Origin of the sequence: Streptomyces alanosinicus, from assembly GCF_014650595.1 — a bacterium.
Lineage (GTDB): Bacteria > Actinomycetota > Actinomycetes > Streptomycetales > Streptomycetaceae > Streptomyces > Streptomyces alanosinicus.
On record NZ_BMVG01000027.1, the window covers coordinates 35,692 to 53,198 of the forward strand.

Annotated in this window: 18 protein-coding genes and 2 riboswitches; of the genes, 11 read left to right on the top strand and 7 right to left on the bottom strand. The window is 70.6% G+C overall.

What is annotated here, in order from left to right; all coding sequences use genetic code 11:
• Positions 1–122: 122 nt before the first annotated feature.
• On the top strand, positions 123–815 hold the full coding sequence (locus tag IE277_RS34270) for a FadR/GntR family transcriptional regulator (protein WP_189957637.1): 693 nt from the start codon (positions 123–125) through the stop codon (positions 813–815).
• On the opposite strand, the gene IE277_RS34275 is transcribed toward IE277_RS34270, so the two are convergent.
• Positions 816–1,736: an AraC family transcriptional regulator gene (locus IE277_RS34275; RefSeq protein ID WP_189957638.1), complete on the bottom strand. Its 921-nt coding sequence runs from the start codon at positions 1,734–1,736 to the stop codon at positions 816–818.
• 103 nt (positions 1,737–1,839) lie between these two features.
• Here IE277_RS34275 and IE277_RS34280 point away from each other — a divergent pair, with 103 nt between their 5' ends.
• A complete protein-coding gene (locus IE277_RS34280) occupies positions 1,840–2,835 on the top strand; it encodes a zinc-dependent alcohol dehydrogenase family protein (RefSeq protein WP_189957639.1) in 996 nt (331 codons plus the stop codon).
• A 124-nt stretch (positions 2,836–2,959) separates the two neighbouring features.
• The gene (locus tag IE277_RS34285; protein ID WP_189957640.1) at positions 2,960–3,622 is read left to right on the top strand and encodes an NADPH-dependent F420 reductase; all 663 of its coding nucleotides are present in this window, start codon (positions 2,960–2,962) and stop codon (positions 3,620–3,622) included.
• Between the two features lie 47 nt (positions 3,623–3,669).
• Here the strand turns inward: IE277_RS34285 and IE277_RS34290 are convergent, their stop codons facing one another.
• Together IE277_RS34290 and IE277_RS34295 are read right to left on the bottom strand one after the other, a co-directional pair.
• A complete protein-coding gene (locus IE277_RS34290; RefSeq protein ID WP_189957641.1) occupies positions 3,670–4,224 on the bottom strand; it encodes a glycoside hydrolase family 25 protein in 555 nt (184 codons plus the stop codon).
• A gap of 97 nt (positions 4,225–4,321) precedes the next feature.
• On the bottom strand, positions 4,322–5,359 hold the full coding sequence (locus tag IE277_RS34295) for a phosphatidylinositol-specific phospholipase C domain-containing protein (RefSeq protein WP_189957642.1): 1,038 nt from the start codon (positions 5,357–5,359) through the stop codon (positions 4,322–4,324).
• A gap of 164 nt (positions 5,360–5,523) precedes the next feature.
• Here IE277_RS34295 and IE277_RS34300 point away from each other — a divergent pair, with 164 nt between their 5' ends.
• From IE277_RS34300 to IE277_RS34310, 3 genes are read left to right on the top strand one after another with little or no spacing between them, the layout of a single operon-like run.
• The gene (locus IE277_RS34300; protein ID WP_189957643.1) at positions 5,524–5,709 is read left to right on the top strand and encodes a ribbon-helix-helix domain-containing protein; all 186 of its coding nucleotides are present in this window, start codon (positions 5,524–5,526) and stop codon (positions 5,707–5,709) included.
• A 1-nt stretch (position 5,710) separates the two neighbouring features.
• Positions 5,711–6,061 carry a VOC family protein gene (locus IE277_RS34305; RefSeq protein WP_189957644.1) on the top strand — a complete coding sequence of 117 codons (351 nt, stop codon included), beginning with the start codon at positions 5,711–5,713 and terminating at the stop codon, positions 6,059–6,061.
• Positions 6,058–6,912: a class I SAM-dependent methyltransferase gene (locus IE277_RS34310; protein ID WP_189957645.1), complete on the top strand. Its 855-nt coding sequence runs from the start codon at positions 6,058–6,060 to the stop codon at positions 6,910–6,912. The genes IE277_RS34305 and IE277_RS34310 overlap by 4 nt, the downstream gene beginning before the upstream one ends.
• Positions 6,913–6,952: 40 nt before the next feature.
• Here the strand turns inward: IE277_RS34310 and IE277_RS34315 are convergent, their stop codons facing one another.
• The 4 genes from IE277_RS34315 to gcvT all read right to left on the bottom strand — a co-directional run bounded on the left by IE277_RS34315 (position 6,953) and on the right by gcvT (position 11,322).
• Complete coding sequence (locus tag IE277_RS34315; RefSeq protein ID WP_189957646.1) at positions 6,953–8,320, bottom strand: L-serine ammonia-lyase; 1,368 nt, start codon at positions 8,318–8,320, stop codon at positions 6,953–6,955.
• A gap of 94 nt (positions 8,321–8,414) precedes the next feature.
• Positions 8,415–9,683, bottom strand: a complete 1,269-nt coding sequence (glyA, locus tag IE277_RS34320) for a serine hydroxymethyltransferase (protein ID WP_189957647.1) — start codon at positions 9,681–9,683, stop codon at positions 8,415–8,417.
• A 14-nt stretch (positions 9,684–9,697) separates the two neighbouring features.
• The gene (gene gcvH, locus IE277_RS34325; RefSeq protein ID WP_189957648.1) at positions 9,698–10,075 is read right to left on the bottom strand and encodes a glycine cleavage system protein GcvH; all 378 of its coding nucleotides are present in this window, start codon (positions 10,073–10,075) and stop codon (positions 9,698–9,700) included.
• A 119-nt stretch (positions 10,076–10,194) separates the two neighbouring features.
• Complete coding sequence (gene gcvT / locus IE277_RS34330) at positions 10,195–11,322, bottom strand: glycine cleavage system aminomethyltransferase GcvT (RefSeq protein ID WP_189957649.1); 1,128 nt, start codon at positions 11,320–11,322, stop codon at positions 10,195–10,197.
• 43 nt (positions 11,323–11,365) lie between these two features.
• Positions 11,366–11,478, bottom strand: a riboswitch (glycine riboswitch).
• A riboswitch (glycine riboswitch) is annotated at positions 11,479–11,576 on the bottom strand.
• 172 nt (positions 11,577–11,748) lie between these two features.
• Here gcvT and IE277_RS34335 point away from each other — a divergent pair.
• From IE277_RS34335 to IE277_RS34355, 5 genes are all read left to right on the top strand, one after another.
• Complete coding sequence (locus IE277_RS34335; RefSeq protein WP_189957687.1) at positions 11,749–12,426, top strand: AAA family ATPase; 678 nt, start codon at positions 11,749–11,751, stop codon at positions 12,424–12,426.
• 102 nt (positions 12,427–12,528) lie between these two features.
• Positions 12,529–13,320 (top strand): enhanced serine sensitivity protein SseB, encoded by a 792-nt coding sequence (locus IE277_RS34340; RefSeq protein ID WP_189957650.1) that lies wholly within the window; start codon positions 12,529–12,531, stop codon positions 13,318–13,320.
• Between the two features lie 169 nt (positions 13,321–13,489).
• Positions 13,490–14,272, top strand: a complete 783-nt coding sequence (locus tag IE277_RS34345) for an enhanced serine sensitivity protein SseB C-terminal domain-containing protein (protein ID WP_373310955.1) — start codon at positions 13,490–13,492, stop codon at positions 14,270–14,272.
• 319 nt (positions 14,273–14,591) lie between these two features.
• Positions 14,592–15,599 (top strand): ABC transporter permease, encoded by a 1,008-nt coding sequence (locus tag IE277_RS34350; protein ID WP_189957652.1) that lies wholly within the window; start codon positions 14,592–14,594, stop codon positions 15,597–15,599.
• Between the two features lie 70 nt (positions 15,600–15,669).
• Entirely contained in the window at positions 15,670–17,454 is a 1,785-nt protein-coding gene (locus IE277_RS34355) for an ABC transporter substrate-binding protein (protein WP_189957653.1), read from the top strand.
• Positions 17,455–17,507: the final 53 nt, after the last annotated feature.

A 17,507-nucleotide genomic window follows, 5' to 3' on the forward strand; every position in this document is an offset into this window, starting at 1 on the left:
TCCCGCGGCGGGGCGCCGGTCGCGTCAAACCCCGCCGCGGCAGCCGAGAAGAAGGAGACCGCGGAGCGTCACACCGGGTACGCTAGCGACACCTCAGCTCCTCAGACAAGTGGGTGAACCACATGCCGCTCGGGCCCCTCCGCCCCAGCCCCCTGGTCGAGCAGGCCGCCGACCGGCTGCGCGACCGGATCGCCGCAGGCCACTGGCCGGTCGGCGGCAAGCTGCCCGGCGAGACCACGCTCGCCAAGGAGCTGGGTGTCGGCCGCTCCACGGTCCGCGAGGCGCTGCGCGCGCTCGCCGGCGCCGGGCTGGTTCGGCCGCGGCACGGCGCCGGTGTCTTCGTCATCGCCGTCGAGCCGGCCGAGGACTGGCCCACCCGGCTCGGCCGGGCCGCCGTCACGGACGTCTACGAGGTCCGCATGGGCGTCGAGGTACAGGCCGCCCGCCTCGCCGCACAGCGCCGCACCCCCGAGGACGTCACCGCGCTGCGAGCCGCGCTGAAGGGCCGCCGGGCGGCGGCCGCCGCAGCGGACACCGCTTTCGTGGACGCCGACATCGCCCTGCACACGGCCGTGGTCGCCGCCGCCCACAACCCGGTCCTGACCGACCTGTTCACCGAGTTCGTCCCCGTCCTCCGGGAAGGTCTGGTGACCCTGCTGCACCTCACCCGCCTGCGTGAGAAGGTCCCCGACACCGGCGACGACTCCCATGCGGCACTCGTCGAGGCCATCGCGGACGGCGCCGCCGAACAGGCGGTCGCGGTGCTGCTGGGGGAGCTGGAGCAGACACTGGAGCTGCTGCGGGGGAGCGGCTGACTACGAGACACCCCTTCGATACCGCCCCGGTGCCACCCCGTACTCCCGCTTGAACGCCTTGGCGAAGGCGAACTCCGAGGTGTAGCCGGTGCGTTCGGCGACCTGGCGCAGGGAGAGGTCGTCATGGCGCAGCAGCCGGCTCGCCGTCGTCATCCGCCACCACGTCAGATACGTCAGCGGCGGCTCGCCCACCAGCGCCGCGAACCGGCGGGCGAAGGCCGCGCGGGACAGCCCGCCGGCGGCGCCCAGCTCGGCCACCGTCCAGGCGCGCGCCGGTGCGCCGTGGATCGCGCGCAGCGCCGCCGCGACCGCCGGATCGGCCAGCGCCGCCGCCCAGCCCCGCGCCCGGCCCGCCGCCCGCTCGCTCTCCCACCAGGCCCGCAGGATGTACAGCAGCAGCGTGTCGAGCAGTGAGGTGACGATCGCGTCGGTGCCCGGCCGCTGTTCCTCAAGCTCCATCCCGAGCAGTTCCACCGCGGCCTGCAGCGAGCGGTGGCCGCCGACCCGGGCCGGCAGATGCACGACCTCCGGCAGCTCGGCCAGCAGCCGGTGTGCCCGCTCCCGGTCCAGCCGGTAGACCCCGCACAGCGTGACGGTGTCCGGGCAGCCCTCCCCCGGCCCCTCGGGTGCCGTCCCGCTCCAGGTGCCGTCGGGCAGCAGCGCTACGTCCCGCACGGCCACGCCGGGCGCACTGACCAGGCAGTGCCCGAGCCCGTGCGCGAGGAAGACCACATCCCCGGGTGCCAGCGCCACCGGCTCCCCGTCCTGCGGTATCAGCCAGGCCGAGCCACGCAGCACCACATGGAACCCGACCTCGTAGGCGGCGGCGAACCGCAGCCCCCACGGCGCGTACTTGTAATGGCGGGCGGAATGCGGCCGGCCGGCCCGCATGGCCGCGACGACATCGCTGAGCACGTCCATGCCCCCACCCTAGTCGGCGCGTTCCCACCCGGAAGACGTACGGACATGAAAACAAGACCAGGAGACATGGAGCGTCTGGCGGAGGGGCCATAGCGTCGACGGCATGACAACAACGTCCGCACGCACAGTGCTCTTTCACGAGATCGGCGGCCCCGACGTGCTCACGGTCGAGGAGGCCGCGCTGCCCGCACCCGGACCGGACGAGGTCCTCGTGCGATGGGAGACGCTCGGCCTCAACCGCGCCGAGGCCCTCTTCCGCGCGGGTACTTACTACTACCAGCCCACCCTGCCGGCCTCCCGCATCGGCTACGAGGCGGCCGGCGAGGTCGAGGCCGTCGGCGCGGACGTGACCGCGTTCGCGCCGGGCGACCGGGTGCTCGCCGCCGCCAACTTCCCCCTCGGCTCGCACGGCGTCCACGCCGAACGCTCCGTCCTGCCGGCCGCCGCCCTCGTCCCGTGCCCCGCCGGCCTCGACGCCGTCACCGGCGCCGCCCTCTGGCTCACCTACACCACCGCCTACGGCGCCCTGGTCGAGCGGGCCGGGCTGCTCCCCGGGCAGCGGGTGCTGATCACCGGGGCCTCCAGCGGGGTCGGCACGGCCGCGATCCAGGTCGTCCGGCGGGCCGGGGCCGTACCGATCGTCACCACGCGCACCGAGGGCAAGCGGCGGCAGCTGCTCGAACTGGGCGCGGAGCACGTGATCGTCAGCGACGACGAGGACGTGGTGCATCAGGCGCGCCGGCTGACCGACGGGCGGGGCGTGGACATCGTGCTGGACGCGATCGGCGGCCCCGGCTTCGCGGAACTCGGCGGCGCGATCGTGCGGGACGGCACCCTGGTCAGCTATGGCTGGCTGGACGAGCGGCCCATCGCGCTGCCCCGGCAGTGGCCGCTCACCGTCCACGGATACGCCAACATCGTCCTCAGCGGCGACGCGGCCGGCCGCCACCGCGCAGCCCACTACCTGGCCGCCGGTCTCGCGGACGGCAGTCTGCGCCCGGTGATCGCCGAGGTCTTCGACGGCCTCGACAGCATCCGGGACGCGCACCGCCTGATGGAGTCCAACCGCCATACGGGCAAGCTCGTCGTACGCCTGTGACCTGAGCCGCGGCGAACGTCCACCCGTTCGCCGCCGGGCCGGAATACTCCCCGGCCGCCCCGGGTTGAGTCCCACGAAGGCGCATGCGTGTGCATGCAACTGTCACTCATCCGGAAGGCCTGTCATGAAGATCGGCATCATCGGTGCGGGGAACATCGGCGGCAACCTCACCCGGCGGCTCACCGCCCTCGGCCACGACGTCTTCGTGGCCAACTCCCGCGGCCCCGAGACACTCGGGCAACTGGCCGAGGAGACCGGCGCGACCCCGGTCCGGGCCGAGGACGCGGCCGAGGGCGCCGAGATCGTCGTCGTCACCGTCCCGCTCAAGGCGGTCCCGAACCTCCCCTCCGGCCTGCTGGACGGCGCCGCCGAGGGAGCGGCGGTGATCGACACCGGCAACTACTACCCGCGCGAACGCGACGGACGGATCGCCGCCATCGAGGACGAGCACCTCACCGAGAGCCGCTGGACCGAACAGCACCTCGGCCACCCGGTGATCAAGGCCTTCAACGGCACCTACGCCCAGGACATCCTGGACCGCCACCGTCCCGCCGGCGACCCGGAGCGCCTCGCCCTCCCGGTCGCCGGCGACGACGACCGGGCCAAGCGGGCCGTCCGCGCCCTCATCGACGAACTCGGCTTCGACACGGTCGACTCGGGCGGCATCGACGACTCCTGGCGCCAGCAGCCCGGCACCCCGGTCTACGGCCTCCGCGCAGGCGCGGACGAAGTGCGCAAGGCCCTCACGGACGCCTCCCCGGAACGCCCGGCGGACTTCCGGGGCTGACGTCCCCTACGGCGTTGCCCTGCGGCGTTGCTTCTACGGCGTCGGCCTTACGGTGTAGCCCAGTCCTGGAGTGCGGCCTTGCTGGCGAAGTCCGCCACGTCCTTGTCATGGGGCGTGCTGGTGTACTGGTGGAAGCGCCACTTCGCCTTGATGCGCGGATGGCCCGCGCTCACATAGTCCGCGATCCACAGACCGTCGGCCGCGTAGGACGTGGTGTCGAGGTTCAGCCAGAACTCGCGGTTGCAGTACAGGATGACCCGGTGGCCCGGCCGCAGGGCCTTCACCTTCCTGAGGAACGAGTCCTTCTCCGCATTGCTCGCGTGGGTGCCGTCGCCGGTGGTCTCCCAGTCGACGGCGAGGATGTCGCCCGCCTTCGACGGGGCCTTGGCCACGAAGTACTCCGCCTGGGCGGTGAGGTTGCCGGGCCACAGGAAGTGATAGAAGCCCACGACCAGTCCGGCGTCACGGGCGGTCTTCGCCTGGGCGCCGGCGTGGGGGTTGACGTACGAGTGGCCCTCCGTCGCTTTCATGAAGGCGAAGGAGAGGCCGCTCGTGTCGTAGGAGGACGACTGGAACGCGCTGACGTCGATGCCGCGGAGCATGTGGGGGACTCCTTGGTGTGCCGGTGAGGGATGAGGAGTTGCTGGTTGAGTGATGCCCCGCGACGGCCCGCCCGATCCGCCTCGGGCGGGGGGAACGTCAGCTCCGGGGGACCGTCGAACTCAGGACCGACGCGGACTTCGTCGACCAGTCGGAGGTGATGATGCTCGCGTGGTTCTTGGCGAGCAGCGCCAGCCTGGCGGCGACCTCGGCGTCCGTCGGGTCCGTGGAGGAGATGGCCGGGGAGACGCCGGCGGCATCGGTCATGATCGAGATGTAGTGGTTCGTGGAGTAGAACGCGGTGTCGTAGCCCTTGTTCACATAGGTGGCCGCGTCACCGTCGAAGAACACGAACCAGGGGCGGATCGAGGGGTCGGAGGTCCAGCGGGTCGCCCGCGGGTCGCCGCCCGCCGCGCCCAGCACCGCGGGGAAGGCCTCGGCCCGGGAGATCTGCCCGGCCGCGTACAGATCGCGCAGATGGTCGCCGTACTCCTGGTCCGTCCAGTAGTGGTCGAACGGGTTGGCCTGCTCGACGGTGCCCGGGATCATCTCGAAGAGGAACTTGCCCTTGAGGGAGTCGCGGCTCGGCCAGGCGTTCGCCTTCGCCGCCGCGTCGAGCGAGCTGTAGGTGCCCCCCAGCAGATCGGCCGGCTTGTAGACGCTGCTGCCGAGCTTCTGCGCCACGAGCGCGTCGAACTGCCCCGGCCCCATGCCCCCGTTGTTGTTGAAGCCGACCTTCATCTCCACCTTGATGACGATCGGCGGGTGGTCGGGGTGGAGCTGGTTCCACGCGGCCATGTTGTCCAGGCAACTGCCGAGATCCTGGTCGCGGTTCTTGCTGTACAGCTCGCCCGGGGTCTTCGCCGCCTCGCAGTTGTTGTTGTCGCCCAGCGGATTGCTGTGGCTGACCCGCCAGCGGTGGGTGAGGCTGTCCACGTACACGTCCAGCTCCAGCAGTGAGGCGCCGGAGTCCAGCGCCTGCGCGAAGTACGTGTACTTGGCCTTGTCGTACGCGTTGTGCGTGCCGATCGCCGTCGTCCCGGAGAACGCGGGGGCTGCCGCGTGCGCGGTGCCCGGCCCCACCATCAGCACGGCGGCCGCTCCCAGGACCGCCGCCGCCCGTCCCACTGCGCCCATCGCTCAACTCCCGTTCCGTCGAAACCAGTTGGCGCAAGAGTAGGAGCAGGCGGTTACTGCGCGGTAGCTCCCGGAGGAACAGCAGTCACTCCCGGCCGGTGTGTGACGGGTCCGGACTGAGGTGCGACTGGCGGCTAGATTGCTAGCATGCTAGCGTCGAAGGCGTGGGAGACGAGGAAGTCAAGCAGTTCAACGTGTACCTGCCGATCGGGCTGATCAAGCAGGTCAAGTACCGCGCCATCGAGTCGGGTTCGTCCCTGTCCGCGCTGGTCGCGGACGCGCTGCGGGCCTACCTCGACGACGCCCATGGGCAGGGAAAAGGACCGCAGCCGACCGAGAAGGAGACCTGACATGGCGACCGAAGGCATCGAGGCCGTGTTCCTGGAGACCCACAACTGGGGAAAGGCGGCCCAGTTCTTCCAGGCGCTGGGCTACGACCTGGAGTTCGAGACCGACCACAACTCCGGCCAGTTCCGCAACGGCGAGGGACCGTACGTCTTCATCGCCGAGATCCCCGAGGACCGCGAGCCCCGGACGCAGCTCGTGCTGAAGGTGCCGGACGCGGACGCGTTCCGTGCCGATCCCGCCGTCGAGGTGGTCACACCGTTCGAGGACACCCACTTCGGCACGCGCCTGATGACGGTCCGCGATCCGGACGGACGCCTGTGGAGCCTCCAGGCCCCCCGCAAGGACCAGCCGTGACGGCCGAGGGCACACCGGACAACACCGCCGTGCGATGCGCCCTGTGGCGGGCGATGCACGTCCTGACGGACCCGCCTCCGCATGTCCTTCGGGACGAGGTCGGTCTGCGCCTCGCGGATCCGGGCGACGGCTGGCGCGAGCGCCCCGACATGGATCCGCGGGCCACCCGTGGGTTCCGGGCGGCCGTCGTGGCCCGCGCCCGGTTCATCGAGGACCTGGTCGCCGAGCAGGCCGCGCGGGGCGTCGACCAGTACGTCCTGCTGGGCGCCGGCCTCGACACCTTCGCCCAGCGCGTCCCGGAGACCGCCTCCCGGCCGCGCGTCTTCGAGGTCGACCAGCCCGGCCCGCAGCAGTGGAAGCGCGACCGCCTCACGTCTCTCGGCTACGGCATCCCCGACTGGCTGCGCCTGGTGCCGGTCGACTTCGAGGCGAGCGGCGGCGCCTGGCGGGAGCAGCTCACGGCGGCCGGATTCGACCCGGGCCGGCCGGCGGTCGTCGCCTCCAGCGGCGTCACGATGTACCTCACCAAGGAGGCCACGGCGGCGACCCTGCGGCAGATCGCCGGGCTGGCCCCGGGCTCGACCCTCGCCATGACCTTCCTGCTGCCGGAGGACCTCGTGGCCGAGGCCGACCGTCCGGGCCTGCGCGCCAGCAAGGCGGGCGCACGCGGCTCGGGCACGCCCTTCCTCAGCTTCTACACCCCCGAGGAGATGCTGCACCTGGCCCACGAGGCGGGCTTCCCCCAGGTCCGGCACGTCCCGGGCACCTCACTCGCCGAGCGCTACTTCACCGATCGCAGCGACGGCCTGCGCCCGTCGACGGGGGAGGACCTGCTGCTGGCGACGGTGTGAGGGGCTGCCACCGGAGAATCCCGGCGCTTCGAGTGCCTCCTCAGCACTCGATGATGTTCACCGCCAGCCCGCCTCGCGCCGTCTCCTTGTACTTGACGGACATGTCCGCGCCGGTGTCCTTCATGGTCTTGATGACCTTGTCCAGGGACACCTTGTGGGAGCCGTCGCCGCGCATGGCCATCTTGGCGGCGGTGACCGCCTTCACCGCGGCCATGCCGTTGCGTTCGATGCACGGGATCTGGACCAGGCCGCCGACCGGGTCGCAGGTCAGGCCGAGGTTGTGCTCCATGCCGATCTCGGCCGCGTTCTCGACCTGCTCGGGGGAGCCGCCGAGGACCTCGGCCAGCGCGCCCGCGGCCATGGAGCAGGCGGAGCCGACCTCGCCCTGGCAGCCGACCTCGGCGCCGGAGATGGAGGCGTTCTCCTTGAAGAGCATGCCGATCGCGCCCGCCGCGAGGAGGAAGCGGACCACGCCGTCCTCATCGGCGCCGGGGACGAAGTTGATGTAGTAGTGCAGGACGGCCGGGATGATGCCGGCCGCGCCGTTCGTGGGGGCCGTGACGACGCGGCCGCCGGCCGCGTTCTCCTCGTTCACGGCCATCGCGTAGAGCGTGATCCACTCCATGGCGTGGGCCAGCGGGTCTCCCTCGGCACGCAGCTGGCGGGCGGAGACGGCCGCGCGGCGGCGGACCTTCAGACCGCCCGGCAGGATGCCCTCGCGGGACATACCGCGCCGCACGCACTCGCGCATCACCCGCCATATCTCCAGCAGGCCCGCGCGGATCTCGTCCTCGGTGCGCCAGGCCCGCTCGTTCTCCAGCATCAGCGAGGAGATCGACAGGCCCGTCTCGCGGGTGAGGCGCAGCAGCTCGTCGCCGGTGCGGAACGGGTACTTCAGGACCGTGTCGTCCAGCTTGATCCGGTCCGCGCCGACCGCGTCCTCGTCCACCACGAAGCCGCCGCCGACCGAGTAGTAGGTCTTCGACAACAGCTCCGCCCCGGAAGCGTCGTACGCCCAGACCGTCATGCCGTTGGCGTGGTACGGGAGGGTCTTGCGGCGGTGCAGGACCAGGTCCTTGTCGAAGTCGAAGGCGATCTCGTGCTCGCCCAGGAGCCGGATCCGTCCCTCCGCCCTGATCGCCTCCACGCGCGCGTCCGCCGTCTCCACGTCCACCGTGCGCGGCGAGTCACCGGCGAGGCCCAGCAGGACGGCCTTCGGGGTGCCGTGGCCGTGCCCGGTCGCACCCAGGGAGCCGTACAGCTCCGTGCGGACGGAGGCGGTCCTCTCCAGCAGGCCTTCGTTGCGCAGCCGGCGGGCGAACAAGCCTGCCGCGCGCATCGGGCCGACCGTGTGGGAGCTGGACGGGCCGATGCCGATCGAGAACAGGTCGAAGACCGAGATGGCCACGGTCACTCCTCAGGAAACAGGGGGTGGCGGGACACCCACCGGCGCTCTGCGTCAGCCGCCGGAGGGCGCCCCACCAGGGACTTACGGGTCGGGCCTACTTGTTCAGGCCCGCGTACAGCGGGTGCTTGTCGGCGAGCGCCTTCACGCGCGCCTTGAGGGCCTCGGCGTCGTAGGACGGCTTCAGCGCCTCGGCGATCACGTCCGCGACCTCGGCGAAGTCCTCGGCCGTGAAGCCGCGGGTCGCGAGGGCGGGCGTGCCGATGCGCAGTCCCGAGGTGACCATCGGCGGGCGAGGGTCGTTCGGGACGGCGTTGCGGTTGACCGTGATACCGACCTCGTGGAGGCGGTCCTCGGCCTGCTGGCCGTCCAGCTCGGACGCGCGCAGGTCGACCAGGATCAGATGCACGTCCGTGCCGCCGGACAGCACGTTCACCCCGGCCTCGCGGGCGTCCGCCGCCGTCAGCCGCTCGGCGAGGATACGGGCACCCTCAACAGTACGACGCTGGCGCTCCTTGAACTCCTCCGAGGCCGCGACCTTGAAGGAGACCGCCTTCGCCGCGATCACATGCTCCAGGGGGCCGCCCTGGAAGCCCGGGAAGACGGCCGAGTTCAGCTTCTTCGCGAAGTCCTTGCCGCGGGCGAGGATGATGCCGCCGCGCGGGCCGCCGAGCGTCTTGTGCGTGGTGGAGGTCACCACGTCCGCGAACGGCACCGGGTTCGCGTGCAGGCCGGCCGCGACCAGGCCCGCGAAGTGCGCCATGTCGACCCACAGGTACGCCTCGACCTCGTCGGCGATCCGGCGGAACTCGGCGAAGTCCAGCTCACGGGGGTACGCCGACCAGCCCGCGATGATCACCTTCGGGCGGTGCTCCTTGGCGAGCCGCTCGACCTCGGCCATGTCGACCAGGCCGGTCTCGGCGTCCACGTGGTAGGCGACCACGTTGAACTGCTTGCCGGAGAAGTTCAGGCGCATCCCGTGGGTCAGGTGGCCGCCGTGCGCGAGGTCCAGGCCGAGGATGGTGTCCCCGGGCTGGGCCAGCGCGAACAGGGCCGCCTGGTTCGCGGAGGCGCCGGAGTGGGGCTGCACATTGGCGTACTCGGCGCCGAACAGCTCCTTGATCCGGTCGATGGCGATCTGCTCGGCGACGTCGACGTGCTCGCAGCCGCCGTAGTAGCGGCGGCCCGGGTAGCCCTCGGCGTACTTGTTGGTGAGGACCGAGCCCTGGGCCTCCATCACCGCGAGCGGTGCGAAGTTCTCGGAGGCGATCATCTCCAGCGTGGACTGCTGGCGGCCGAGCTCGGCGTCGACCGCGGCGGCGATCTCCGGGTCCAGCTCGTGCAGGGGCGTGTTCAGGACGGTCATACGGCTACGACTCCTCAGCTGCCGGAAAACTCGGTGTACTCGGCGGCGGAGAGCAGGTCGCCCGGCTCCTCCGCGACGCGTACCTTGAACAGCCAGCCGCCCTCGAAGGGGGCGGAGTTCACCAGCGACGGGTCGTCGACGACGTCCTCGTTGACCTCGGTGACCTCACCGGAGACCGGCGAGTACAGATCGGAGACCGACTTGGTCGACTCCAGCTCGCCGCAGGTCTCGCCCGCGGCCACGGTGGCGCCGACCTCGGGGAGCTGCACGAAGACGACATCGCCGAGCGCGTTGGCCGCGTGCTCCGTGATGCCGACCGTCGACACGCCGTTCTCGGCGGCCGACAGCCACTCGTGCTCCTTGCTGTAGCGCAGCTGCTGGGGGTTGTTCATGGCCTGAATTCTCCTGTACGCGCGTGTGTGCTGGTGAAGGGGGGACTGCTGGAGACGCACGCGAGCAGCGGTGATGTGCCCGACGTCACATGCTGGGGCTGCTCGGGGCTACGACGGTGTCACTTCCGGCGCTTGTAGAAGGGCAGCGCCACGACCTCGTACGGCTCGTGGCTGCCCCGGATGTCCACGCCGACGCCCTCGGTACCCGGCGCCGCGTGCGCGGCGTCGACGTAGGCCATGGCGATCGGCTTGCCGAGGGTGGGGGAGGGGGCCCCGGAGGTGACCTCGCCGATCACCTCGCCGCCCGCGACGACGGCGTACCCGGCGCGCGGGACGCGGCGGCCCTCGGCGATCAGCCCGACCAGGATCCGCGGCGGGTTCTGCTCCGCCTCGGCGGCGGCCTCGGTGAGCGCCTCGCGGCCCACGAAGTCGCCCTCCTTCTCGAACTTCACCACCCGGCCGAGCCCGGCGTCGAACGGCGTCAGAGCCGTGCTCAGCTCATGCCCGTACAGCGGCATGCCCGCCTCCAGGCGCAGCGTGTCCCGGCAGGACAGACCGCACGGGGCCAGACCGGCGCCCTCGCCGGCCTTGGTCAGCGCCTGCCACAGCTCCACGGCGTGCTCCGGCTTCACGAACAGCTCGAAGCCGTCCTCGCCGGTGTAGCCGGTGCGGGCGATCAGCGCGGGGACGCCGGCGACCGTGCCGGGCAGGCCCGCGTAGTACTTGAGGCCGTCCAGGTCGGCGTCGGTGAGGGACTTCAGGATGCCGGGGGACTCCGGGCCCTGGACGGCGATCAGGGCGTACGCGTCCCGGTCGTCGCGCACCTCGGCGTCGAAGCCGGCAGCGCGCTCGGTGAGCGCGTCCAGCACCACCTGGGCGTTGGAGGCGTTGGCCACCACCATGTACTCGGTCTCGGCGAGCCGGTAGACGATCAGGTCGTCCAGGATGCCGCCGTCGGCCCGGCAGATCATGGTGTAGCGGGCGCGGCCGACGCCGACGGAGGCGATGTTGCCGACCAGGGCGAAGTTCAGCAGGGCGGCCGCCTGGGCGCCGGTGACGGTGATCTCGCCCATGTGGGAGAGGTCGAAGAGGCCCGCCTTCGTCCGCACGGCGAGGTGCTCGTCGCGCTCGGAGCCGTAGCGCAGGGGCATGTCCCAGCCGGCGAAGTCGGTCATGGTCGCGCCGAGCGAGCGATGCAGCGCATCCAGCGCGGTGTGGCGCAGCTCGGTGGGTTCGGTACTGCTCATCGGTCGGTCGTCTCCCAGGGCAGGCATGACGGGCGAGGAACGTTCCTCCCCATCTGTCATCGGAACCTGAGAGGTTCGCCGGGACCGCCACGGGGACGATCACGGCTTGCACCTTGGGTGGAGCCACTGACACAGCGGCCCGCTTTTCAGATGTGCCTCGCCCGCGCGGTAACGGGGCCTGAGAGATTCAAGGGAGGGACTTGCTCCTTCGGCGCCCCAGCGAAGGCTGCTGAGGACTCTCCCGCGCGGATTCAAGCGGCCGGTATGCAGTTGGCGGCCACATCATTGCACGCCACACCCCCACCCGTCAGGGCCCCATCTGTAACCGACCTGTGGCAGTAGGCGAACCCCGCTGTCGACGATCGTCCATTACCTTCTCTTTACGCATTGCGGGCAGGGCTATTACCAAGCCGACCGGGAAGGACGATCACTGTGAACAGCACCTCGGCGTACGCCACCGCCGGCACCGCCCTCGCGGTGCCCGCGCAGCCCGGTGCCCCGGCGCGCGAGCGCCGCGCCGGGCGCCCGGCCCAGGTCGTCCGCGATCTGCGCGACCGCGCCGGCCGCAGCCCGCGCGCCCTGGTCTTCGGCCCCGCCGACCTGGTGGTGATGACCGGCCTGCCCGGCAGCGGCAAGTCCACCCTGATGCGGCGCGCGGTCCCCGGCCGCGCGATCGACTCCCAGGACACCCGCGACCGCTTCGCGGCCCGCCTGCCCCGCTTCCTCCCCTACGCGCTCTACCGCCCCCTGGTCCGCCTCGCCCACTACGCCGGCCTGCGCCGGGCCCTGCGCTCCGGACAGGGCGTCGTCGTCCATGACTGCGGCACCCAGTCCTGGGTGCGCGACTGGCTCGCCCGCGCCGCCCGCCGCCGCGGCGGCACCCTGCATCTGCTGCTGCTCGACGTCACCCCCGAGACCGCCCGCGAGGGCCAGCGCGAGCGCGGCCGGGGCGTCTCCCGCTACGCCTTCCGCCGGCACCGCCGTACGGCCGCCCGGCTGCTCGGCGCGGTCGAGCGGGGCGAGCTGCCCGCGGGCTGCGGCTCGGCGGTGCTGCTGGACCGGGCCGCGGCGGACGCCCTGCGGCGGATCGCGTTCACCGGGTGAGGCCGCGGGTGCACCCGGAGGGGGCGCGAAAGGTGAGGTCCTGTCACAGCCACCCGCTAGCCTTCATGGTCACAGCAGTTGTTCCCAGCAGGCGGTAGGCAGATGGACTTCCCGGCGGACATTCCCGCGGACTTCCCGGCACAGGCGCACCCCCAGCCGCACAGCGGCTGGCCCGGCAACGAGCTGGAGGAGGTGCTCTCGGCCTCCCTCGGCGTACCCACCGCGGCGGGCCGGATCATCGAGGTCCTCGGCCGGAGCCTGCTCTGGGTCCCGCTGCCGAGCGGCGGCGGCCCGGGCAGCGGCCCGCTCGACCTGCCCACCCTGGACATCGCCGGGCAGGTGTACGTCCCGGTGTTCAGCTCCGAGGAACAGCTCCGCCAGGTGACCGGCACCCATATGTCGTACACCATCGCCCCCGCCGTGGAGTTCGCCCGCGGGCTGCCCCCGCAGGTCGGCATCGCGGTGAACCCCGACGCCCTGATCGGCATACCGCTGCCGCCCGACGCGGTGGCCGAGCTGTGCCGGGCCGGCCGCACCCCGCTGGACGGCCCCGCCAGCGGCGGCCGGGTCCGCCTCTTCGAGCCCGACTGGCAGGACGACCCGGTCGACTTCCTCTCCGCCGCGTCCGCCGAGTTCACCGAGACCGGTGTGGTCCGCACGGCCCGCCGCTGCCTGGCCGCCATCGAGACGGACGACCCGGTCATGTTCGTCGGCGTCGAGCTCTCCCAGTGGGAGGGCGACCTGCGCGATCTCCCGATGCAGGCCCTGGGCAGAGCCCTCGGTAAAGTCTCCGTCAAGTGGCCGGTCACCCTGGTCCTCCTGGACGTGACCGACGACCCGGTGGCCGAATGGCTCAGGTCTCACGTCCGCCCCTTCTATCAGTACGGTCACTGACGTACCTCAAGGGGCGCGAGGAGTCGCGCGAATACCACCCGTGAACCCGCGCTCGCGCACGAACCCGAGGCCGCACCCCGGTAGGCGCTTAAGCTGTCTCCGAACGCGGGGCACGGAAAACAGAAGGGCACGACAGGTGAGCGCGAGCCACAGCGGCAGCGTCGAGCACATGCTGCGCCAGGTCACCCCCGGCCGCTACGACGCCTACGAGGCTCTGCTGCGCGCCCTCGCCGCCCCGTCCTCCGGCCAGATCTGGATGCTGCTCTGGCACGGCCAGGCCGGCTCCCCGGACGCCCAGTACGGGGACATGGAGGTGGACGGCTTCCACTACGCCCCCTGTGTCACCTCCGCCCAGGAACTCTCGGCCAGCGGCTGGAACCGGTCGTACGAGGTCGTCGACGCCCTCGACGTGGCCCGCACCCTCTATCCGGACCACTACGGCCTCTGGCTCAACCCGCACGGTCCGGGCGGCGGCGTCGGCATCCCCTGGCTGGACCTGCGCCGTATCGCCACCGGCCTGGACCGCCAGCCCGCCGGACCCCTCCGGCTGACCGAGCCCGGCATCGAGATCCCGCAGTTCTACGCCCTGATCGCACAGAACGCCCATCGCACCCCGGCCCTGCGCTCGCTGCGCCGCGCCTGGGTGCAGCCCGCGCTCGGCGCGCCGTATCTCGCGATCGGCCTGGACGTCTACGAGACCTCCCCGGCCGCGGTCGACTCGGTCCGCGCGATGATGCAGCAGTCCGTCGGCGCCGTCCCCGAGGGCCTGCCGGTGTCGACGGTCGCGATGACCGACGACTACGACCCGGTGGTCATCTGGATGCGAGCCAACGCGCGCCCGTTCTACGACCGCGAGGTCCACGCGGCCCCGCCCCAGCCCCAGCTGCAGGCCTCCCCCCAGCAGGCCCCGGCCGCCGGATACGGATATCCGCCGGTGCGCGGCAGTTACTGACCGCGGTCGTTGACCTGCGCCGAAGGGCCGTCGAGCGCCCTTTTCGCGCGGCCTGTTCGTGCCGTCGTGTCCCGCTTTGTACCGTCCGGTCGTCGTGACTTCCTGTCCGCATAACAGGAAACGCCTGCTTGCATCACGGTTGCGCATCCATTCGTTGTCAAGGCTGGCGGCTGATCGCGCCAGCGTTGAAGACTCCCCCTTCAAGGGGTTCGCCCCTGTGTACGCAAGGGGTTCGCCCCTGTGTACGACGGACTGTTTGATGCCGCTACCAGCGGCAAGTGCGGGCCGGCTACCGCCGGTTGAGAGGGGTCCCAGCCTAATGACGGCACCATTGCACGAACCGACCGCGGAAGCGGCCCCGGGTGCGGCAGAGGAAGCGGCGGTCGCAGCCACCGACGCGAAGGCCGTCCAGGGCCGGTCCCTGGGCCGGATCGCCTGGGAACGCCTCAAGCGGGACAAGCTCGCCCTGACGGGCGGCGTCGTCGTGCTCCTCCTCATCGTGATCGCGCTGCTCGCACCGGTGATCACGAGCCTCGTCGGCCAGGACCCGGACGTCTACAACCAGGGCTTGATCGACCCGCTGTTCAGCACCCCCAAGGGTTCCCTGGGCGGCATGAACGGCGACCATCTGCTCGGTGTCGAGCCGGTCAACGGCCGCGACATCTTCGCCCGCATCCTGTACGGCGCCCGGATCTCGCTGCTCGTCGGCTTCCTGTCCGCGGTGGTCGCCGTCATCCTGGGTACCGTCCTCGGTATCCTGGCGGGCTTCTTCGGCGGCTGGGTGGACTCGGTCATCAGCCGCGTCATGGACGGCCTTCTCGCCTTCCCGCAGCTGCTGTTCATCATCGCGCTGGTCTCCGTGATGCCCAACCAGATGCTGGGGCTCACCGGCACGGGCGTGCGGGTGTTCGTGATGATCCTGGTCATCGGCTTCTTCGGCTGGCCGTACATCGGCCGGGTGGTCCGCGGCCAGACGCTCTCGCTGCGTGAGCGCGAGTACGTCGAGGCGGCCCGTTCGCTCGGCGCCGGGCAGTTCTACATCCTCTTCAAGGAACTGCTGCCCAACCTCGTCGCGCCGATCATCGTGTACACGACGATGATGATCCCCACGAACATCCTCACCGAGGCGGCGCTCAGCTTCCTCGGCGTGGGCGTCAAGCCGCCCACGTCCTCCTGGGGGCAGATGCTGTCGAGCGCGATCGACTACTACGACTCGGACCCCATGTACATGGTGATCCCGGGCGTGGCGATCTTCATCACGGTTCTTGCCTTCAACCTCTTCGGCGACGGCGTGCGGGACGCGCTCGACCCGAAGGGCTCCCGCTGAAGTGCCGTACCCCAAGCGTCCCGTGAGTTCATCCACGGGGTCTCTCATCAATTCCGGAGGATCCGAGATCGTGACTACCCAACGCACCTCAGGGCGGCGCAAGCAGGCCCTTGCCGCTGCCGCAGTGGTCGCCGGGCTGCTGACCACGGCGGCGTGCGGCGGAGGCAACGGCAGCTCGAAGGACGGCGCGGCCGGCTTCGACGCGGCGAACAACAAGGTGGCCCAGGCCGACCAGGTCAAGAAGGGCGGCACCCTGAAGTTCGTGAGCACGCAGGACGCCGACTCGTGGGACACCACGCGCGGCTACTACGGCTTCATGTGGGACTTCTCCCGCTACTACAGCCGTCAGCTGCTCACCTACAAGACGGCGCCGGGTGCCGAGGGCGCGAAGCTCACCCCGGACCTCGCCACCGACATGGGCAAGGTCTCGGACGGCGGCAAGACCTACACCTTCACGCTGCGTGACGGCGGCACCTGGGAGGACGGCAAGCCGATCACCTCCCAGGACATCAAGTACGGCATCGAGCGCTCCTGGGCGCAGGACGTCCTGTCCGGCGGTCCGGTCTACCTCCAGCAGATGCTGGACCCGAAGAACACCTACAAGGGTCCGTACAAGGACACCTCGAAGGACCACCTGGGTCTGAAGGCGATCGACACGCCGGACGCGAAGACGATCGTCTTCCACCTGCCGACGGCCAACTCGGACTTCCTCCAGGTGCTGGCGATGACCGCGGCCTCGCCGGTCCGCCAGGACATGGACACCAAGTCCAAGTACGGCCTGCACCCGTTCTCCTCGGGCCCGTACAAGTTCGAGTCGTACAGCCCGGGCAAGAACCTGGTCCTGGTCCGCAACACCAGCTGGAAGGCGTCCTCGGACCCGGTCCGCAAGGCGTACCCGGACAAGGTCACCCTGGACATCTCCACCAACCAGGCCGACTCGGACCAGCGCCTGATCGACGGCGACTACGACATCGACGCCTCGCAGACCGGCCTGGGCCCGCAGGGCCGCCAGATCGCCCTGAAGCAGCACAAGGACAACCTGGACAACCCGGTCTCCGGCTTCATCCGCTACGCGGTCTTCCCGCAGAGCGTCAAGCCGTTCGACAACGAGCACTGCCGCAAGGCCGTGATCTACGCCGCCGACCACGTGTCGCTGCAGACCGCCCGTGGCGGCCCGATCGCCGGTGGTGACATCGGCACCAACATGCTCCCGCCGTCGGTCGCCGGTGGCGAGGGCCAGAAGTACGACCCGTACAAGATCGCGACCAAGAACAAGTACGGCAACGTCAACCTGGCCAAGCAGGAGCTCAAGGCCTGTGGTCAGCCGAACGGCTTCTCGACGACCATCGCCGTCCGCAACAACAAGGCGCAGGAAGTCGCCACCGCCGAGTCCCTGCAGGCCGCGCTGAAGAAGGTCGGCATCAACGCCGACATCTACCAGTACGACGGCTCGCAGAGCCCGGGCATCATCGGCTCCCCGTCGAACGTCGAGAAGAAGAAGCTCGGCATCATCATCATGGGCTGGGGTCCGGACTTCCCGACCGTCCAGGGCTACGGCATCCCGCTGTGGGACAGCAAGTACATCCTGCAGAGCGGTAACAACAACTACGCCCTGATCAAGGACAAGACGATCGACGGGCTCTTCGACCAGTACACCACCACGCTGGACGAGGCGAAGAAGACCCAGATCTCCACGGAGATCAACCACAAGGTGATGGAGGGCGCGTACTACCTGCCCTTCACCTTCGAGCGGCTGCTCAACATCCGCTCCTCGCGTCTGGGCAACGTGTACACGACGAACGCGTACAGCGGTTACTACGACTTCGTCAATCTCGGCCTGAAGTCCACGAAGTAGTCCCGGCACACCCGCCGAACGGCACGAAAGGCAGGTGAAGGCCGGCGCGGCGA